This is a genomic window from Tissierella simiarum (assembly GCF_018917865.1).
In the GTDB taxonomy this organism is placed as follows: domain Bacteria; phylum Bacillota; class Clostridia; order Tissierellales; family Tissierellaceae; genus Tissierella_C; species Tissierella_C simiarum.
Window position 1 is genome coordinate 42830 of the sequence record NZ_JAHLPM010000001.1, and the last position, 18978, is coordinate 61807.

14 protein-coding genes are annotated in these 18978 nt (G+C 30.2%); 1 reads left to right on the forward strand and 13 read right to left on the reverse strand.

The window, feature by feature from the left end; genetic code table 11:
- Positions 1 to 9: 9 nt before the first annotated feature.
- Positions 10 to 1005 (reverse strand): AIR synthase family protein, encoded by a 996-nt coding sequence (locus tag KQI42_RS00290; protein ID WP_216515624.1) that lies wholly within the window; start codon positions 1003 to 1005, stop codon positions 10 to 12.
- Between the two features lie 168 nt (positions 1006 to 1173).
- Between KQI42_RS00290 and KQI42_RS00295 the strand changes: the two genes are divergently transcribed.
- Positions 1174 to 1314, forward strand: a complete 141-nt coding sequence (locus KQI42_RS00295) for a hypothetical protein (protein ID WP_216515626.1) — start codon at positions 1174 to 1176, stop codon at positions 1312 to 1314.
- 56 nt (positions 1315 to 1370) lie between these two features.
- On the opposite strand, the gene gatB is transcribed toward KQI42_RS00295, so the two are convergent.
- The 12 genes from gatB to KQI42_RS00355 all read right to left on the reverse strand — a co-directional run bounded on the left by gatB (position 1371) and on the right by KQI42_RS00355 (position 18739).
- Entirely contained in the window at positions 1371 to 2801 is a 1431-nt protein-coding gene (gatB, locus tag KQI42_RS00300) for an Asp-tRNA(Asn)/Glu-tRNA(Gln) amidotransferase subunit GatB (protein ID WP_216515628.1), read from the reverse strand.
- Positions 2791 to 4236: an Asp-tRNA(Asn)/Glu-tRNA(Gln) amidotransferase subunit GatA gene (gene gatA / locus KQI42_RS00305; protein ID WP_343231626.1), complete on the reverse strand. Its 1446-nt coding sequence runs from the start codon at positions 4234 to 4236 to the stop codon at positions 2791 to 2793. The genes gatB and gatA overlap by 11 nt, the downstream gene beginning before the upstream one ends.
- A gap of 13 nt (positions 4237 to 4249) precedes the next feature.
- Complete coding sequence (gatC, locus tag KQI42_RS00310; RefSeq protein WP_216515630.1) at positions 4250 to 4534, reverse strand: Asp-tRNA(Asn)/Glu-tRNA(Gln) amidotransferase subunit GatC; 285 nt, start codon at positions 4532 to 4534, stop codon at positions 4250 to 4252.
- A gap of 103 nt (positions 4535 to 4637) precedes the next feature.
- Entirely contained in the window at positions 4638 to 5588 is a 951-nt protein-coding gene (locus KQI42_RS00315) for an SAM hydrolase/SAM-dependent halogenase family protein (protein WP_216515632.1), read from the reverse strand.
- An 84-nt stretch (positions 5589 to 5672) separates the two neighbouring features.
- Positions 5673 to 7661, reverse strand: coding sequence for an NAD-dependent DNA ligase LigA (gene ligA, locus KQI42_RS00320; RefSeq protein WP_216515634.1), 1989 nt, complete (start codon positions 7659 to 7661; stop codon positions 5673 to 5675).
- A gap of 2 nt (positions 7662 to 7663) precedes the next feature.
- On the reverse strand, positions 7664 to 10963 hold the full coding sequence (locus KQI42_RS00325; protein ID WP_216515636.1) for a UvrD-helicase domain-containing protein: 3300 nt from the start codon (positions 10961 to 10963) through the stop codon (positions 7664 to 7666).
- Between the two features lie 243 nt (positions 10964 to 11206).
- On the reverse strand, positions 11207 to 12505 hold the full coding sequence (locus tag KQI42_RS00330) for a helix-turn-helix domain-containing protein (RefSeq protein WP_216515638.1): 1299 nt from the start codon (positions 12503 to 12505) through the stop codon (positions 11207 to 11209).
- 97 nt (positions 12506 to 12602) lie between these two features.
- On the reverse strand, positions 12603 to 13496 hold the full coding sequence (locus KQI42_RS00335; protein ID WP_216515640.1) for a GGDEF domain-containing protein: 894 nt from the start codon (positions 13494 to 13496) through the stop codon (positions 12603 to 12605).
- A 206-nt stretch (positions 13497 to 13702) separates the two neighbouring features.
- On the reverse strand, positions 13703 to 15151 hold the full coding sequence (locus tag KQI42_RS00340; RefSeq protein ID WP_216515642.1) for a methyl-accepting chemotaxis protein: 1449 nt from the start codon (positions 15149 to 15151) through the stop codon (positions 13703 to 13705).
- A gap of 214 nt (positions 15152 to 15365) precedes the next feature.
- Positions 15366 to 16595 carry an MFS transporter gene (locus tag KQI42_RS00345; protein WP_216515644.1) on the reverse strand — a complete coding sequence of 410 codons (1230 nt, stop codon included), beginning with the start codon at positions 16593 to 16595 and terminating at the stop codon, positions 15366 to 15368.
- A 68-nt stretch (positions 16596 to 16663) separates the two neighbouring features.
- Positions 16664 to 16972 (reverse strand): YerC/YecD family TrpR-related protein, encoded by a 309-nt coding sequence (locus tag KQI42_RS00350; RefSeq protein WP_216515646.1) that lies wholly within the window; start codon positions 16970 to 16972, stop codon positions 16664 to 16666.
- Between the two features lie 96 nt (positions 16973 to 17068).
- The gene (locus KQI42_RS00355) at positions 17069 to 18739 is read right to left on the reverse strand and encodes a formate--tetrahydrofolate ligase (RefSeq protein ID WP_216515647.1); all 1671 of its coding nucleotides are present in this window, start codon (positions 18737 to 18739) and stop codon (positions 17069 to 17071) included.
- Between the last annotated feature and the right edge of the window lie 239 nt (positions 18740 to 18978).

The window sequence follows — 18978 nt, forward strand, 5'->3', positions numbered from 1 at the left end:
AATGTAATATTATTCATTAAAAGATAAAGCTTTATATAACTCATCGCTAGTAGGCGGCTCGACTCTTATATCCTTATTCTTTGTCTCTAAAATAATTCCATCTTCAATTATTTCACCTATTACTGTAGCTTTAATACCTTCTTTACCTAATATGTCTTGAAGAGATTCTACCTTGTTTTCTTTTCCAATTATAAGCATACTGCCACTAGATATAAGCCTATACGGGTCTACATTTAAAATTTCACTTATTTCTTTAGTTACTTCCTTTATAGGAATCAAATCTTCGTAAATCTTGATTCCCTTATTCGTAGCTTTGGAAGCCTCCCAAACTGCTCCAAAAACACCACCTTCAGTAATATCATGCATATAATTTACACCAATTTTACCGCAAAGAACTCCATCTTTTACTACACTAATCATATTGTCCATGGCTTTAGCTTCTTCTACCTTCTCTTTTCCTATTTTATCTATTAATATATTTTCTAATTCTTTGGCAATTATGGAGGTTCCTTCTATACCTGCATATTTAGTAATCAATACCTTATCTCCTACCTTTATCTCCTTATAATCAGGAAGTCTTTCCTTTAGTTGCTTTCCTATAACTGTAGTGCTTATAACTACCCTATTTACTGCATCTGTTATCTCAGTATGTCCTCCTACTATTTCAACATTTAATTCTTTAGCTGCCTGTCCTGCTTCTCTCATTATATTTTCTATATCTATTTCTGTAGCAGTAGGTGGTGCCATTATGGTCATTAAAACTGCTATAGGCTCAGCACCACTGCTAGCTACGTCATTACAAGATATATGTATGGCTAATTTCCCTACATCTTTAGTAGCACCAGTAATAGGATCTGTGCTCATTACGCAAACTTCTTTTCCAAAATCTATAATAGCATTATCTTCACCAATAGCCGCCCTTACTAAAACTTCTTCTCTTTTATTCTTTATATTAGCAAAAACAATTTTTTCTAGAACATCATTAGGTAGCTTACCAATTTCCACAGTCTATTCCTCCTTAAATATTCCAAATAGTTCATGTAAATCTATTGTACCAAATGTATAACACTTTTCATACACTTTAAGTACACTTTTAAAACACTTTTTGATAATATTTAAATGTATTCTGGTTAAACTACTATTACCATTATGGACTAAAGGAGGTATCACCTGTTGATGATAGCTTGCTCTGAAAAATGTGTATATGAAGAAGATGGTTTATGTACTCTTAAGCATGTAACTACTCCTTCTAGTACTCCTCTAAAAGATTGTCCTTATTTTACGGAAAAAAATAAAAAAAAAGATGGGGATTAGTATTCCCCATCTAATTGAAATTTAAATATTTAAAAATAATATAATTGTAATTGTTACTACCTTTCATTTATCATATCTACAACCATTTTATTTACAATTTGAGGATTAGCTTTACCTTTTGTAGCTTTCATTGTTTGCCCTACAATAAATCCTAAAGCTCTATCCTTACCGTTTTTATAGTCAATAATAGATTGTTCATTTTCAGATAATATCTTCTCTATTATTTCCTTAAGTTCTCCCTCGTCACTTATTTGAATTAATCCTTGTTCTTTTACTATAGTTTCAGGATTTTTTCCTGTATCAAACATTTCCTTTAATACTTTTTTACCAGTATTATTATTGATTTTTCCTTCTTTAACTAAAGAAATTAAATCTGATAAATCTTTAGGTCCAAATTTAAGATCTTCTATTTCTAATTCTTCATCCTTCAATCTTCTCAAAACATCTCCCATAATCCAGTTACTAACTAGCTTTGAATCATTACAATGTTTTATAGTTTCTTCAAAAAATAAGGATACTTCCTTAGATTGAGTCAATACACCTGCATCATATTCAGGAAGATCATATTCCTTCATAAATCTTTCTTTTTTATCATGAGGTAATTCTGGCAAGCTTCTCCTTATTTCCTCAATCCACTCTTCTTCTATTTCAATAGTCGCTATATCAGATTCAGGAAAATATCTGTAATCAGATACTTCTCCTTTTTGTCTCATAGAGATAGTTTCGTTCTTTACCTCATCCCATCTTCTAGTTTCTTTAATTGTATTCTTACCTTCTTTTAAAAGAGCTATATGCCTTTTTTCTTCATATTCCATAGCTTTTACTGCTGCTCTAAAGGAGTTCAAATTTTTAAGTTCACTTATCTTAGTCTTTGCTCCTGTTTCTGTATCTACCACATTTATATTAACATCACATCGTAAAGATCCTTCTTCCATTTTACAGTCAGATACTTCTATATATTTTAACGTAGCTCTAAGTTTTTCTAAAAATAGTCTAGCTTCTTCAGGTGTATTCATTTCTGGCTCTGTTACTATTTCTATTAGAGGTACACCAGATCTATTATAATCTAAAAGCGTATCTCCATCTTCTGTATGAGTAGATTTTCCCGTATCTTCTTCTATGTGAATTCTGCGAAGATGTACCTTTTTAGTCCCTTCTTCTAACTCTATCTCTACATATCCTCCATCACATAAAGGTATATCATCTTGACTTATTTGAAATCCTTTTACTAAATCCGGATAAAAGTAGTTTTTTCTATCCATTTTCGTTTTTGTAGCAATATCACAATTAAAAGCTATACCTGCTTTTATACCAAATTCCACACCTTGTTTATTGAGTACTGGTAATGTACCTGGAAGTCCTATACATACTGGACAGCAGTGAGTATTTGCTTCTCCCCCAAAGGCATTGGTACAACCGCAAAACATTTTGGTTTTAGTCATTAACTCTGTATGAATTTCTAATCCAATTATAGTTTTATATGCCATTTGATTCACCTTCCCTTTCAAAGGCATAGGCAGCCTTAAGTATATTCATTTCTTTAAATCTATCTCCAATTATTTGTAATCCTACAGGTAAACCTTCTACCATTCCACAAGGCATAGATAAAGCACAAATACCTGCTAAGTTTACAGATACAGTCATTAAATCAGACATATACATAGCAAGCGGATCTTCTATTTTTTCTCCTAGTTTGAAAGGAAGAGTAGGTACTGTTGGAGAAAGAATTATATCATATTTTTTAAATGCTTCATCAAAGTCTTTCTTTATAAGAGTTCTAACTCTTTGAGCTTTCTTATAGTAAGCATCATGGTATCCACTACTTAAAGCATATGTTCCCAACATAATTCTACGCTTAACTTCTTCACCGAATCCTTCAGATCTCGTATTTATATAAATCTCATCTAAAGATGAATAGTCTTTACTTCTATAACCATATCTAATACCATCAAATCTTGCTAAATTAGAGCTAATCTCTGAAGTAGCAATTATATAATAAGTTGGAAGTCCGTATTCAGCATAAGGCAAAGATATTTCTTCCACTTCTCCTCCTAGTTTTTCAAAGACTTTAACAGCCTTTAATACTTCTTCCTTAACTCTTTTATCCATATCTATATTAAAATATTCTTTTGGTAACCCTATCCTCATTCCTTTTATATCTTCTGCTAATTTAGTTAAATAATCAGTATCTTCTACTTTCATGGAAGTAGAGTCCTTTATGTCATAACCAGCAATACCACTAAGCATCAAAGCAGCATCTGCTACATCTCTACCAAATACCCCAACTTGATCTAAGGAATTAGCCATAGGAATAACTCCATATCTAGATACTAATCCATAAGTAGGCTTAATTCCTACAAGACCACAAAAACTTGCTGGTTCTCTAACAGAACCGCCTGTTTCTGAGCCTAAAGAAAGAGCTACTTCACCAGCCTTAACTGCTGCTGCAGATCCACCTGATGAACCTCCAGGAACTCTTTCTAAATCTATAGGATTTTTAGTTGATCCAAAATAGGAAGTCTCAGTAGATGAACCCATAGCAAATTCATCCATGTTGGTTTTTCCTAAAATTATTCCGTCTTTACCTTTGATTTTTTCTATTACCGCAGCATCATAGGGAGGGATAAAATTTTCTAATATCTTTGATCCACAAGTAGTTTTTATATTTCTTGTAACTATATTATCCTTTATACCAATAGGTATTCCTGCTAAGGAACCTATGGATTCTCCATCTTTAATTTTTCTGTCTATTTCATCAGCTTGTTTCAATGCTTCTTCTCTAGTTAAAGTAATAAAAGCATTTATATCACCATCTACTTCATCTATCTTCTTTATATGAGCTTCTATTATTTCTTTACTGGAAATTTCCTTATCTATTAATTTCTTTCTCATTTCTCTTGCCGAAAGTTTTGTTATCTCCACAATTTTCACCTCACTAATCTAATACTTTAGGTAACTTAAAGTATCCATATTGTTTATCTGGTGCATTTTTTAATACATCTTCTCTGCTTAATCCTTCAACTACTTCATCTTCTCTTAAAAGTTGAATCTGTTCATTTACTTGATAAGTTGGCTCTACATTTTCTGTATCCACTTCTTGTAATTTTTCCACATAGGTTAATACATGGGAAAATTTATTCGTAAAGTCTTCTAGTTCTTCTTCGGAAAATTTTAGCTTTGCTAAACTAGCTATATGTTTCACATCTTCTTTAGATATCATCCTTTTTCCTCCTCAATCTAACCATTTCCTATATATTTTACCATCTTATATAGATAAAAATCAAATAGTAGGATAATTTTATCCTACTATTTAATAAAGAGTTCTATTTTACTATTTTAGTCACTTTTATAGTCCAATCTGGCCCTGAAGTTACTTTATATGTATCAGCAAAACTATCCATGTTTAAAGCTACAGATACATTCAATAAACTGTTTAAATATAATAATGGTTTCCCATCTTCTACATCCCCAAAGCTATTGGCATAAGGTACTTTTTCATTATAAATTAATTTATCCTTATTATAAATTTCTACTTGAAAAACTTCTCCAACCTTAGGATTTAGTTTTTCAAACAATTCATCGGAAATATTAGACCATATGTTTCCATATTGTATGTCTAATATTGGTATATTTCCTGAAACTGTATTGCCTTTTAGCTCTGGTTTTTGATAGGAAATCTTTACTACTTCATTTTTTAATTTAGGTCCTACATCTTCATACTTTAAATTTCCAGAAGCAAGTCTTGCTCCTACATATGCAAATATATCTCTTCCATGGAAAGTATAAGATTTACTTGAACCTTCCAATCTATTTTTACTTTCATCAATTCTACGTACTTCTTCTATTCCCATATCTTCAGCTATTAAGGTAAATAGTCCATTATCTGGTCCTACAAAATAGTGTCCCGTTTTAGTTTTTAGTACTATTGAATTTCTATCTGTTCCTACACCTGGATCTACTACATTCACAAAAACTGTTCCCTTTGGCCAATAACTAGCTGTTTGTTTTAACCTATAAGCCCCTTCCCATATATCATAACTAGTAATATCATGGCTTAAATCAAACATTCTTAAATCTTTATCTACACCAAAGGCAACACCTTTCATGGCAGATACTGCTCCATCCTTAAGTCCAAAGTCTGTCATAAATACTAGAGCTGATTTACCATCTAAATAACTTTCTGCTTTCTGTTCTTTTGCTAATGCTGTAGTAGTTATTGAAAATACCATAATAATTGTTAGCAAAAGACTTAATCTTTTAGTTTTCTTAAACATGATATTCCTCCTTCAAATTATATAATTGTTATCTAATTAACTATTATATAATATTTTTCTGAATATTGGAAGAATGTAGAAATACTAACTATTCAATATTTCCAATAATTTTTCTTCATCTATGATTTCTATTTCTAATTCAACTGCCTTTTCATATTTAGAACCTGGATTTTCTCCTACAATTACATAATCCGTCTTCTTGCTTACAGAACCTGAAACCTTACCGCCCATACTTTCAATTCTATCCTTTATTTCATTTCTAGTTAAGCCCTCCATAGTTCCTGTTATAACTACTGTTTTTCCCGTAAAAAAAGATTCTTTAATTTCTATCTCTTCATAATGGGGCCTTACGCCTTCCCAAATAAGTTTATCTATTCCTGCTAAAATTCTTTCATCATGGAAAAATTCTAAAATACTATTTGCAATAATATCTCCTACTTCTGGCACTTGTAATAGTTCTTCAAAGGTAGCTTTTTTTATGTTATCTAGAGATTTAAAATGATTTGCTAAATCTGTTGCCGTTTTTATTCCCACATTATTTATGCCTAGAGCATAAATAAATGATGCTAAAGTTGTATCCTTACTTTTCTCTATAGCTTCAAGTAGGTTGTTAGTTTTTTTATCTTTAAAACCTTCTAAATTTATAAGATCTTCATATTTTATTTCATAGATTTCAGGAATATCCGTTAAATTTAGTTCTTCTAATAATTTCTCTGCTGTTTTTTCATTAAAGCCTTCAATGTTCATAGCGTCTCTACTAGCAAAATGAACCATTCTAGATACCAATTGTGGTTTACAAGTTAATGAGTTAGGACAAAATATATGAACTCCATTTTGAATTAACTCGCTTTCACAAGCAGGACAATAAACAGGTTTTTCAATAGGATAAGTTTCCTCTTCTGTTTCCATAATTCCCATAATTTCTGGTATTACATCATTAGACCTTCTTATTAGAACCCTTGAATTTAGACGCACTCCTTTTCTTTCAATATCATCACAATTATTTAAAGTTGCCCTTTTCACAGTAACTCCACCTATTTCTACAGGCTCTAAAAGAGCGGTTGGTGTAACCTTACCAGTCCTGCCTACATTCCATTCTACAGACAGTAGCTTTGTAGTAGTTTCTTCTGCTTCAAATTTATAGGCAATAGCCCATCTTGGAAACCTATTAGTGTAACCTAAAACTTCCCTAGTCCTAATATCATCAATTTTAATAACTAATCCATCTGTTAAAAAGTCTAAGTCGTGTCTATCTTCCTTTACTCTTTCAATTTCTTGAATAACTTCTTCAATAGAATGACAGACTTTAACATAAGGAGAAACAGGTAATCTATTTTCTCTTAAAAATTCTAAGGTTCCCCTATGATTATTAAATGTTTTACCTTCAATATATCCTATATTATAAAAGAAAGCCGATAATTTTCTCTCAGCAGTAACCTTAGGATCTAGATTTCTTAAGGCCCCTGCTGCTGCATTTCTTGCATTTTTCAAAGGTTCTAAAGCAGTCCTATTATATTCTTCGAGAACAGATAAAGGCATTAATCCTTCTCCTTGAACTTCCATAGTTCCTTTAAAATCAATTTTTAAAGGAATAGACTTTATTGTTTTAATCTGACTTAAAATTGCTTCCCCGATAGTGCCATTTCCTCTTGTAGCACCCTGAACAAGTTCTCCATCTTTATAGGTTAAATTTATTGTAAGTCCATCAAATTTATATTCTACAATATAAGTAGGCTGAGGAAGTTTATCTTCATTTTCATTGTTATATTCTCCAATTATTTTCCTTACTCTAGTATCCCAATTTATAAGCTGACCTTCATTTTGACTTTTATCCAAACTCCAAAGCTTGCCTAGATGAACATGCTTTTGAAATCTATCTAAAATATGCCCACCAACTCTTTGAGTTGGTGAATAAGAATAGATAATTCCAGTTTCTTTTTCTAAGTTAACCAACTCATCATACAGTTTGTCATATTCCTTATCGCTTACTTTCGGTTCATCTAAAGTATAGTAATGATAGTTCAAATCTTCAATTATATTTATTAATTCCTTAATTCTATTTTTTTTATTCATGGCTAATCTCCTTTCACCACTTCAATAGGTGCTATGGAAAGAAGAAGTCTCTTTAATCCTTCCTTATCAAAAGCAATAACTAATTCTTTATCTCCTTCTCTATCTTTGGTTTGGACTATGGTACCCATTCCCCATTTCTTATGTCTTACCTTATCTCCAATATTGATATCCAAGTTGATATCCTTTTTTACTGCTGGTTTCTGCTGTACTATAAAAGGTCTTGGTTCTCTTGTATCTTTCTTTAAGGTAAAATCTTTAACAGATATTAGCTGTTCCTTAAAGCTTTCTTTAGTCTTCTCTTCTTTTACTATGACTTCTCCCATTTCCTCAATAAATCTAGAGGGTAATGTATAGTTAACATTTCCATAAATAGTCCTTATTTTAGCATTGGTAATATATAAAAGCTTTTCTGCTCTAGTAATGGCTACATAACAAAGACGTCTTTCTTCTTCTAAGTCACTTTCACTATCTAAGGCTCTGGCTATAGGAAATAAACCTTCCTCCATACCTACTAAAAATACTACTGGAAATTCTAATCCTTTCGCACTATGAACCGTCATCATAGTTACTACATTATCTGTATCTTCTGTTTTATCTATATCAGAAAGTAAAGTTATATTTGCCAAAAACTCTTCTAAACTACTTTCCTCTGAATGAACCTCAAAATCCACAGCTACAGAAATAAACTCTTTAATATTTTCTATCCTAGTTTGAGATTCAATTGTATCTTCTTTTTCTAGTTCCTTTATATACCCTGTAGAATAAATAACTTCTTCAATAAACTCTTTTATACCCATTATCTCCTTCATAGCCATAAATCTATTCATCATGTCTACAAAAGGGTTAAGACTATTTTTTGCTCTAGCTGATAATCCAGGTATATCGTCTAAACTTAAAAGAACGCTATACATAGATTCCTCTTTCTCTAGGGCATATTCTTCTATCTTTTCAATAGTTGCATTTCCAATACCTCTTTTCGGTACATTAATAATTCTTTTTAAAGATATATTGTCTACTGGATTTTGAACCAATTTTAAATATGCTATTATATCCTTTATTTCCTTTCTATCATAGAACTTTAATCCCCCTACAATTTTATAAGGAAGATTTTTTCTTATAAAAACTTCCTCAAAGGAACGAGATTGAGCATTGGTCCTATAAAGAATAGCCATATCTGAAGGCTTGTATCCTTCATCAATTAATTTTTCTATTTTATTTGCAGCAAATAAAGCTTCGTCTTCCGAATCCAATAAAGCATCATAACTTATAGGATCTCCTTCGTGATTACTAGTCCAAAGGTTTTTATCTTTCCTTTCCGAATTGTTTCTTATAACTTTATTTGCAACGTTTAATATGTTCTGAGTAGATCTATAATTTTGTTCTAATATTATAGTTGTAGAATTTTGAAAGTCTTTTTCAAAGTTTAATATATTGGTTATATCTGCTCCTCTCCAACCATAAATGGAATTATGAACCACTATACCTTGGCATACATATTGTCTTAAATTAGGTATAGATAAATCATGCACAAAACCATCATACTCCTCTACTCTTACTTCACTAACAATCTCTTCAGTAATTTCATCATTATTATATACCGCTATACTCATTGAAGGTTTTATATGAGAAGCTGGCATAAAATTAAATGTAGTATCTTTAGATAGCTTTGCTCTTTGGTTTATTTCAATATCTTCCTCTAAAGTAATGATTTCAGCAGCTAGCTTATAAGCCTCATCATAATCTTTTCTTTCTGTTTCAATTCTCCAAGTATTTCTTTGCCCTTTCCTTGTATTGAATTCATTATTTATAGCTTTTTCTCTTAATTCATCTCCTGATGTATTGAAATCAATTCTATGGCTATGCCAGCCATCATCACTTCCAGTAACTTTTCCTCCAAAATAGGTTAAATTAACGATTCTTCTAGAAACACCTTTTCTTATTACTGCTCCTTGTCTAATCAATGGATATTCTTCAAAAATTAACAAATCATCCATAAGTTTAATTACATTACTTCTTGTGTCAATTTCATTAAAGAATTTATTAATAGATTCCTGTGTTAGTGCTACCCTTCTACCTCGTGGATGAAAAATCATTGTAGGTATTCCATACTTTGTAGAATATAATAATTCATAATAAGTAGCTTCCTCCTTAGAATTACACACTCTTAATATCCATGCTTTATCTCCGTTTTCTTGGTTCATCCTAACAGCTAGTCCGTTTTTTATCTCACCTTTTTCATAAGATCTAACACCTTGAGTTTGTCCTATTCTATATCCCAACTCCTTTTTATACATGAGATAAACATAAAATACTCCAGGTTCTGGATTTAACTTAGAAAACATAATGTGATTGGGTGTAAGCTTTAATTCTTTCCCGCTTTCTGTTTTAATGTATATAATGGGTCCTTGGTATTCCTTTTTCATTATTGCATCTATAGTACCTGCCATCACTTTTCCACAGCCACCAGATGAATAAACCATGTTCCCCTTTTCCAAATCTTCTATATTTACTTCTCCATTAGGTGTATTTACTTTCATGCCTTCGGCAATACATTGGTCCCCGTCCCCTACTACACATATATTCCTATGTTTACCAGATAATAACTTAACTAAATCATATTGAACTTTGTTTGTATCTTGATATTCATCTACAAATACATACTTAAACTTTTTCTGATAATAGTCTAATACCATTGGATTGGTCTTTAAAAGCAATACGGTTTTTATGATTAAATCATCAAAATCTAATGCATTATATTGTTTCAGCTTTTCTTGGTATAATTCATATAATTCTCCTATATTTCTTTTGTAATAATCCTTATAATTTTGGTTTACATATGTATCAGGTTCTGTCATAGTATCCTTTAAAGAACTTATTGCAGCTAACACTGATCTCTCTTTATACACTTCCTTATCTAAGTTTTTTTCCTTTATACACTCTTTCATTAAAGTTATTTGGTCATCTCTATCATATATAGTAAAACTTCTATTAAATCCTATTTTATCAATATCTCGTCTAAGTATCCTAACGCATATGGAATGAAAAGTTCCCATCCACATATCTTCTACATGTTCTTCTAATAAATCAGCTACTCTTTCCTTCATTTCATTAGCAGCCTTATTTGTAAAAGTTATTGCCAAAATATTTCCCGGGAAAATTCCTTTTTCTTCAATCAAATATGCTATTTTATGAGTAACTACTCTAGTCTTGCCCGATCCTGCTCCGGCTAATATCAACAACGGCCCTTCTGTATGAAGAACTGCTTCTCTCTGTCTATCATTAAGTCCAGATAAATAATCCATTAAATTTCACCATCCTAAAAAACATTTGTTTCCTTTCCATTATATAATAAAGAAAGAATTTATCCAATAAAAAAACATCCCTTTACAAATTGAGATGTTTTTTTATTGTTTTAAGATATTTCAAAGTAAATTTCAACTATAGATAATAAAATTAAACATATTAGTGAAGACTTTTATCTTTACTAATTATTATATAATACAAAACTACAAAGTCATATAAAAAGAATATGTTAAATTATCTACTCAAGCGTTTTCTTGTCTTTCGCTATATTCTTTATTGTATATTGAATTTCTATATTCACCTGGAGTCATTCCATATTTATCTTTAAAAACTTTATAGAATCTATTAGGATTTTTATATCCTATTTCTTCTGAAATTTTACTTATACTAATATCAGTATTTTTTAAAAGTAAGCTGGATTTTTTTAATCTAGCATTCTTTAAAATTTCACTAAAACTTCTATTGGTACTTTCTTTAATCAATCTACTTAAATAGCTAGGATTAAAATGAAATTTTCTAGCTACTTTTTCTAAGGTGACATCCTTCATGTTATCGTATATATAGTGTAGAATTTCTGCTAACTTTTTATCCATTATATTAGGGAAAATATTTTTATCAAACTTTTTCTCATAGGTCTGTATCATTTCTGAAATATATACTATAGTATCCTTCATAGGATATGTATTTTCTTTTTCGTGGTATTTATTCTTAATATACATAATTTTAGGAGTATCATTACATCCTAATTTTACAAAGCATATACTAAAACTTAATATATTATCTAAATATAGTCTATTATGTTTTAAAGCATATTGTTTTGCTTCATCCTGAATTCTCTCTATTACTCTTAAAGCTACATCTTTTCCTCCATTAATTATGGAAATAATAAATTCATCTTCTGAATATCTTATAACCCAATCATATCCATTTCTAATATTCGACTGAATAATACTACATATTTTTACTACAAAGTTATTTATAACTTCTTCACCATACGTATTTTTTATGTAATTGAAAAACCCGATATTTACAATAATAAAGGTTCTTTCTTCTTTTAACTTATATCCGTTATATATATTATAAGGTAATTTTTCTTTCATAAATTTTTTATTATTTACCCCAGTTAACTGATCTATATATATTTTATCGTTTATTTCATAAAATCGATTCTTTACTTCTTTTATATTACCTATCTCTAAATCCTTTATGCTACTATCTGTTATATCCTTAATTATTTCTATTACATAGTTATTATCTTTCATAGGAGAAGCCATAATTAGAAAAACCTTATCTTCATTAAATTCTATTTTGGTTAATGTTCTATTTTCCTCAATGGCTCGTGTAGAAATACAATTTTCACATTCGGTTCCTAAATTCCATAAATCATAACAAATGGATTGAATATTTTCTACAGTAGAACTATTGCAATATACTACCTGTTTCTTAATTGGATTTATTATTCTAGCCGCATCATAAAAATTCTCCATTTTTAACAATATATCTACTGTCTCAGATATAGACTCATCATTTTTACTTTTCATACGTACATCACCCTTTGTTATCTACTTAACAATACCAATTTCTTTTTTCTATATCTACGTTAAGAACTTCGTCTTAAACTTTGTATATTACATTTTATTAGGAAGATACTGTTCTATTTTTACCAAGTCGTTTAGCTTCATATAGGTTTTCATCAACATTCTTTAAAACTTCTTCAATATTTTTAATATTAGGTTCAAGGGTATATGCACCAAAACTTGCAGTCACTTTTATTTCCTTGTCTCTGCAAAAAAAAGATTTATTTGTTATACTTCTCCTTATTTTCTCACATATCATATATGCAATATCTTTATTTGTATTTTGAACAACTATAAGAAATTCATCTCCACCGAATCTAGCTGCCCAATCATGCTTGTTTCTAATATTCTTCTTTATTATATTAGATACTTCTTTCAAAACAACATCTCCTGCCATATGGCCGAAGTTATCATTGATTTCTTTAAATCCATCTATATCTGCCATAATAATAGAAATCTTTTTATTATTTAAGTCTACATTATATATATCTTCTGGAAGCCTTTCATTTATGTACCTTCGATTATATACTCCTGTCAGCTCATCTATAACTAATTTTTTATTAAGGTCGGATATAATATTTTTAAGTTCCTCTTTTTCTCCTAAGTCAGCAACTAAGCTAATAGTAATATCTTTTATCATTTCCATAAGATATTCCTTTCTATTTATTGAAACCTTAGCAGCTGTTATCATATATATTTTATCTACTTCATATTGAATCTTTATATAGGTCTCATCTTCATTTAATGCTCTAGTAGAAATACAGTTTTCGCATTTCTCATCTATATTTAGAAAATTATTACAAAAATATGGTACTCCAATTTCAGATAAATCATTATAATAGACTATTAAATTTCTTATAGGATCAATGATTCTTATAACATCAAATAGTTTATTTACTTTAAGTAAATTATTAACAAAATCATGAATAGCTAAAAATTCCTTATTTTCATACATACTTTTATCCCCTTTAAAGTTGCAAGTTTTTCTCTTTAAATCCCTATTTACAAAAATTTCTAATCAATTACAAACGATTGTATTTCATTACCTATGAAGTATCAATTACATAAATTTACCTAAACCATCTCTTTTCTTGACATTTTTATACATGTTTTTATACATTTTTATAAATAAAATCCATACCTAAAAAGGTATGGATTTTACTAAAATACATTTATTTCTTTTTCGGTCAATTCTTCTGCAATTTCTACCATATCTTGAAATAGATTTATCAATACCAAAGAATCTTTCTTGGTCTCTTCTAATAATCTAAGAGCTCCCTCTCTATTCCCTCTTCCTATAAACTCTATTGCTTTATCGCCAGAACCATGAAGCTTTTTATGGTAATCATCTACCTTTTGCCATGTTTCTAGTATTCTAGGGTTAGTCGGTTTAACAGAATGATAAAAATGACCAAAAGCACATCTCTTATCATCAGTTTGAAGTGGAACTACTTTCATATTTGTAACCATATTTTCTAAAGTTCTAATCCAATCTTTATGAGCTCCTATAGCAGAACCAACTCTATGTACAAATCTATCATTATCCAGTTTAAAATACTTACTAGTAGCCATTTCACCACTTTTTCCAGCTACATCAATAACTATTCTTTCTAATTCTTCTATAGAGTTACCTACACTTTTTATTTCTTCAGATATATCCACTAATTGACTACTAGCTAAAGCAGCTTCTCCTGCTATATTAGCACTATCCAACATAGCACTGCTTGCCTCACTAATAGCTTGACTTAACCCTTCCCCAGATAAAGTTAGGTTTTTTATATCTTCTGCTATACTTTTGGTATTTTTTGATATATCAAAAAATACCCTTTCTATATCTGTTAAACTAGACTTTATTATGACTACTCCTTCTACTGTTCTTTTCACACTTACAGCACTTTCATCTGAATATTCGTGGATTTTTTCTACAAAAGAAGATAAGGAGTTTACTAATTCCTTCGTATTATTGGATAGATTTCTGATTTCAGTAGCTACAACAGCAAATCCTCTTCCATGTTCTCCAGCTCTATTAGCTTCAATTGCCGCATTTAAGGCTAAAATATTTATCTTTTCTGCAATACCATTAATATCCTGCAATAATTGCTCTATACTTCTTGTCGTATCAATTAATTTATCTACATCATTTTTCATATCTTCAGTTAAATTAGAGCTACTTGCAATAATATTCTTTGCTTCAGTGACTTTAATGGTATTATCTTCTACATCATTATGAATCATCTCTGTTCTAGTAGCAACTTTTTGAAATACATTATTATACTCTCTAGTATTAGCATCTATTTCTTCTATACTAGCACTTATTTCTTCAAAAACTGTTTGAACAGTTTGATTTAATTCTTCAACTCTATTAGTTTCTTTCATAATCTCATTAGAATAAAATTTTAACTTTAAATCAAAACTACTCATTTCAACTGCAATATTTAATATACCGCATATTAATTCCTTTACATCTTTTTTATTTAATTTCAAATCATTGCATAAAATCAATATTTTTTCAATAACACTGTCTTTTTTATTAGGTTCTATATCAAAGTGTCCATCTAATATGGTCCCTAATGCTTTTTCGTATTCCTTTTTATTACTTTTAAGAAACATTTTTTCACCCCTAATTATAAATATATGGTCAATGGATTACCAGCTTTATATACCCATAATATTATGTTTTATCTTCTTGTACAACAAAATTAGCTATTATTTTTAAATAATAAGTTATTGTTTAAAACATTTATTAAAGGCGAACTGCATATACAGTTCGCCTTTAATAAATGTTATTGAAATATTTGAAAAAGCAGATTCTAATATCTATAAACTAATCTCCATAATTTTCTTCAATTGCTAGCCTTTTTTCTTCATCGTAATTTTCTACTGATACATCTCCATGTTTAACATAAAACATACAAAGCAGCGCAGCAAGAAAAGCTATGCAGGAATATAAAAATAGGGACTCATAGCTACCGACAATATCTTTAATAAATCCAAATAAAATAGGACTAGCTACAGCTGAGCTGGCTGAAAAAAAGTAATAATAGCCAGTATAAGTACCAACTCCACCTTTTGGTGCCATCTCTACCACCATTGGATAGGAATTAATATTTATTAATGCCCAGAATATCCCTCCTGCTACTAGCAGTATAGAAACTAATACAGCATTTCTTACAAAGATTAAGGGGATAAAGAATATCAAAGCTCCAATAATTCCTGTAAATATAGTCTTTTTTCTACCTAATTTTGTCCCAATAAAACCAGCTGGTATAGCAAATAATAAAAATGATACTGAAAATAAAGATAACACTATACTAGCTCTTCCTGGATCAATATTTAAAACATATTGTCCATATAAGGAAAAAAAGGTTTCTACTGCATTAAATCCTGTAAACCAAAAGAATATAGCAAATAATATAAATATTAAGCTTTTATTTTTTTCTATATCCTTAACTTTTTCAATTTTTTTCTTTTCTTCTATCCTAAAATCTCTAGGTTCTTTTATAAAAGTATATAAAATTATTAGTGCAATTACCATAATAATTGAGGACATATGAAAAGGATAAGATGGGTTCATTCTATATAAAATTCCACCAATGGCGTAAGCTACAGCAGCTGCTAATCCGCCCATAAAATTAATTACTCCATTGGCTTTACTTCTTAAAGGACTGGGGGTTACATCTGGCATTAAAGCCACTGTTGGTGCTCTATAAATACTCATAGTAAAATTCATGATTATTATAGTTAACATCAAAGTTATTAGACTGGTAGTATAAGGTATTATTGAAAATAGTAAAGCAGATATAGGTACCCCTATAAGTATATAGGGCATCCTTCGACCAAATCTATTGTTGGTTCTATCACTCATGGCTCCAAAAATTGGCTGAAAAGCTACTGCAAATAGATTATCAATTGTCATAATCATTCCAATAACTGTAGCTTTTTTAGTATATTGTTCCAACATTATTGGTACAAAAGCATTATAAACAGGCCATAGAATACTTATTGCAAAGAAACCCAAACCTAAAATAAAGGTCTTTTTATAATCTAATTTCATCTACATCCCCCCTTATTTATAAAAGATTCTTTTTTAAAATAAAGATTTCCCCTTATCGGAGAAATCTTTTATTCTTCATTATCAAGGTAGCCTAGTCTTTTTAAAACAATATTGTATCCATCAGCTCCGTAGTTTAAAGATCTGTTTATTCTACTTATAGTCGCTGTACTTGCTCCAGTTTCATTTTCAATTTCATTATAGGTTCTGTTTAGCTTTAATAGCTTTGCAACTTCCAATCTTTGAGCAATAGATTGAATTTCTTTTACAGTACATATATCTTCAAAGAATCTATAACATTCTTCCATTGTTTCAAGCTGTAAAATAGCTTCAAAGAATCCATCCACTTGACCACTTTTTATTCTTGAATTGTATTCCATATTAACACCTCCTCCAATAACTTATTGTACACTTATATGTTAAAGCATGCAAGGATTTTAAGTATAGTAAAGGCTGGGAATTTCCCAGCCCTTATTTTAGAACAATCCTACTATTTCTCCATTAGGTAAAATGTCTATATTATTAGCCGCTGGAACCTTTGGAAGACCTGGCATTGTCATAATATCTCCTGTTAATGCTACTAAGAAGCCTGCACCATTAGATATTTTTATATCTCTCACGGTAATGTTAAATCCTCTAGGTCTGCCTAGTAAAGTTGGATCATCTGAAAAAGAATACTGAGTTTTTGCCATACAAATTGGCATCTTATCAAAACCAAGTTTTTCTATTTCAGCTATTTGCTTCTCACAACCTTTAGTAAACTCTACTCCAGTTGCTCCATATATTTCAGTAGCTATTTTTTCTATTTTAGCTTTTATAGATTCATTCTCATCATATAAAGGTTTAAAGTTGGACGGTTTACTTTCTACAACTTCTACTACTTTTTTAGCTAAAGCTTCTCCGCCTTCTCCACCTTTACCCCATACTTCTGTTAATACAGCTTCTGCTCCTAGAGACTTACATTTTTCAATTACATAATTAAGTTCTGTTTCTGTATCTGTTGGGAATTTATTTATTGCAACTATAGCTGGCACACCAAATTTTTTAATATTTTCAATATGCTTTTCTAAATTCTCAAAGCCTCTAGCTAATGCATCAAGATTCTCATTACTTAATTGATCCTTTTTAACTCCACCATGATGTTTTAATGCTCTAACGGTAGCTACTATTACAGCAGCATTTGGTTCCAATCCTGCAAATCTACATTTAATATCGAAGAATTTTTCTGCTCCCAAATCTCCACCAAATCCAGCTTCTGTTATTGTATAATCAGCAAGTTTTAAAGACAGCTTTGTAGCTAATATAGAGTTACATCCATGAGCAATATTTGCAAATGGACCACCATGAATCAATGCAGGTGTATTTTCTAATGTTTGAACTATGTTTGGATTTACAGCATCTCTCATAAGTAGTGCTACTGCTCCCTGTGCATTTAAATCTTTAGCAAAAATAGGATTACCATCATAGCTATATGCTACAATTATGTCACCAACTCTTGCTTTTAAATCCTCTAGATTCTCAGCCAAGCAGAAAATTGCCATTATTTCTGAAGCTACTGTAATATCAAAACCGTTCTCTCTAGGTACTCCATTAGTTTTTCCACCTAGTCCGATAACAATTTGTCTCAACGCTCTATCATTCATATCTAAGACACGTTTCCATACTATTCTTCTAGGATCTATATTTAATTGATTTCCATGATGAATATGGTTGTCTATTAATGCTGATATTAAGTTGTGGGCTGTAGTAATTGCATGGAAGTCTCCTGTAAAATGCAAATTAATATCTTCCATAGGAACAACTTGAGCATATCCACCACCTGCAGCTCCGCCCTTTACTCCAAAACTAGGTCCTAATGAAGGTTCTCTAACTGCCGTAATAGCAGTTTTCCCAATTCTATTTAATGCCATACTAAGTCCAATATTTACAGTAGTCTTTCCTTCTCCTGCTGGTGTTGGATTGATTGCCGTCACTAAAACCAACTTTCCATTAGGCTTATCTTTTAGTTCCTCTAATACATCTAATGAAACTTTAGCTTTATACTTTCCATAATGCTCTAAACGCTCCTCATTTAAGCCAAGTTTTTCAGCTACCTCTGATATTGGAAGCATCTTAGCTTCTTGTGCAATTTGGACATCGGTTTTCATATTATTTCCTCCCTTTTTTAAATTATTTTATTTATAATTATTGATGAAAATAATATAGGAAAAGTTCAAATATATTAGATTATATCCTGTTTTTTATTTTATACTAAGAAAAATTAATTATTCATAGAAAAATAGTCGATATTATAGTTTAATTAAGTTTCGATGTAAACTATTATAACTATATAGTATTATAACAGAAACTAGCACTTTTGGGAATCTCTTTATTAAAAAAACAGGGA